This window comes from Synergistota bacterium, assembly GCA_025060595.1.
Taxonomy (GTDB): domain Bacteria; phylum Synergistota; class GBS-1; order GBS-1; family GBS-1; genus 42-11.
Genome location: JANXBX010000024.1, coordinates 1 through 2,548 on the forward strand (window position 1 = coordinate 1; position 2,548 = coordinate 2,548).

Sequence of the window (2,548 nt, forward strand, 5' to 3'; positions counted from 1 at the left end):
ATTTTCTCGATAATGTTACCGCTTATGATTGAGGCTGTAGCTACCGTTAGTATCATTAACCATTCTGATAGGCTTAAGGGGTTTATTTGTAATACCTTTTGTAATAGCGGTATATATGTAGCGCTGATTTGAAGGAAGAAGGAGATCGCTACTCCTATGACTAAGGTTTTATTTATAAATAGCTCTTTAAGGTTTCTTATGAACCTTTTTTCTCTCAAATTAAAGCTATGAAGGATTTGGCAGAATACCAGGCAGTGGAACATATAGCTTCTTGCGATATCTATGTTTATGCTTTTAATGTTTAGGGAGCTTACGGCTAACCCTATGGAGAATATAGCGAACAAGGCTCCGTAGGAGCTGATGTTAAAGTAGTGTTTTTTCGTTAGGAAGCTTTCCTTTAAGCTTCTTGGTGGTCTTTTCATAACGTTTTCCTCTGGTGGATCGAAGGAGATTCCTAAGGCTGGCAGGACATCTGTTACGAGGTTTATCCATAGTATTTGAAGTGGGGCAAGTAGCAATCCCTTTTCCCACAGGACTCCGAGCAATACGGTGAAGATCTCGCTTATGTTACAGGAAAGCAGGTAGTATATAACCTTTCTTATGTTATCGAAGATTACCCTTCCTGCCTCAACGGCATCCACTATAGTTGCGAACCTATCATCCTGAAGTATTATATCTGAGGCCTCCTTTGTGACCTCGGTTCCTGCAATTCCCATAGCTATGCCGATATCTGCCTTCTTTAAGGCGATGATATCGTTGACTCCGTCGCCTGTCATAGCTACCACATGTCCCTTATTTTGTAATACCTCAACCACTCTTAGCTTATGTTCTGGAAGTATTCTTGCTCCAACGCGAGCCTGCATTATAGCCTCATAGAGGGCATCATCTGGTAGGCTTTCGATCTTACTACTGCTTAAGGGGTGTGGGTTTTCGCTTTCTACTATGCCTGCCTCTTTGGCGATGGTTGCGGCTGTAAGTAGATGATCCCCTGTGAGCATAATTACGTCTATGCCTGCCTCTTTACACTTTTTAACTGCCTCTTTAGCCTCTGGCCTAAGGGGATCTTTTATGCCCACGAATCCCAGGAAGATAAGCTTATCCTCGCTTTCTCCTATTGCGAAGGCGAGCGTTCTCATAGCCTTAGATGCGACATCTTCTACCGTGCTTACTACCCTTCTTTTGAAATCCTCGGTTAAGTCCGTTACTTGCTTATCATCATATGTGTATTTGCAGTCGGACAGGAGCCTCTCTGGTGCGCCTTTAACTGCCAGAAATCCCTCATGTATTGTGGTCATCTTCATGAGCTTAGAGTCGAAGGGGATCTCCTTGACCCTTGGGAAGCGTTCCCTTAGCTTTAATATATCTATGCCGTTTTCCTCAGCCCACTCTAGCAATGCGACCTCCATCGGATCACCTATGTAGCCCTCCTTTGATTTAAAGGCGTTATTACAGAGCACGGCCACCTTTAGGGCCTTTTGCTTTAAAAGGTCATCTTTGAAGAATTCGAAGGCAACCTTCATCTTATTTTGCGTTAGGGTCCCTGTTTTATCGGTACATATTACTGTAGAGCTACCCAAGGTTTCAACGGAGGCTAAATTTCTAACGAGAGCGTTTTTCTTGGCCATCTTATGGACGCCTATAGCCAAGGTTATGGTGACAACCACGGGAAGGCCCTCAGGCACGGCTGCCACTGCTAATGCAATGGAGGTTTCAAGCATATTGAGGATGGAATATCCCTTAATTAAGCCTAACAGGAACACCACTACACCTACCAATATCACAAGCTTAAGCATAAAGGAGCTGAAGACCTCAAGCCTCTTTTCCATGGGAGTTTTAGGGGACTCGACGGATTGTAGGGCTTTAGATATCTTTCCGAACTCGGTATCCATTCCCGTGGCGTAAACCACGCCCCAGCCTCTTCCTCTTACCACGTGAGTTCCAGCAAAAAGGAGATTAACCCTATCGTATATGGGTAGATCTTCATCTAACTTGTGGGACACCTTAGAAACTGGAGTAGACTCTCCTGTGAGAACGCTCTCATCAACCTCCAAATCCTCGGCCTTAAATATCCTTATATCGGCTGGAACGATATCTCCTGCTTCCAGGACAACGACATCCCCTGGCACGAGCCCCTCTGCGTGAATCTTCTTAAGAGCTCCATCCCTTAGCACCAGAGCGTTTATAGAGACCATCTTCTTTAGCTTTTCCAAGGCCCTTTCAGCCTTATACTCCATGAAAAGACCTATGGTTGCATTTACTAAAAGTACAACCAGGATGGCAAGGGCATCAAGGACTTCTTTAACTGCGAAGCTTATGAGCGCTGCAACCCCAAGTAAATAGCTCATAGGGTTTTTAAACTGGGATAGAAATATCTTAAAAGGTCCCTTTCTCTTTTCCTCCTTTAGCTTATTAGGTCCTAAGATAGAAAGTCGCCTTTGTGCCTCTTCCTCAGAAAGCCCAGAATTCATATCGCTTTCTAAAAGGGAAAACACTTCTTCAATAGGAAGCTTGTAAAAGTCAGCCTGTTTTTTCATATGGCTTACCTCCT

General features: G+C 44.1%; 1 protein-coding gene. It reads right to left on the reverse strand.

Going from position 1 to position 2,548, the window contains the following annotated elements:
- A partial coding sequence (locus tag NZ900_09655; protein MCS7234343.1) for a calcium-translocating P-type ATPase, PMCA-type occupies positions 1–2,534 on the reverse strand: 2,534 nt, incomplete at its 3' end.
- Positions 2,535–2,548: the final 14 nt, after the last annotated feature.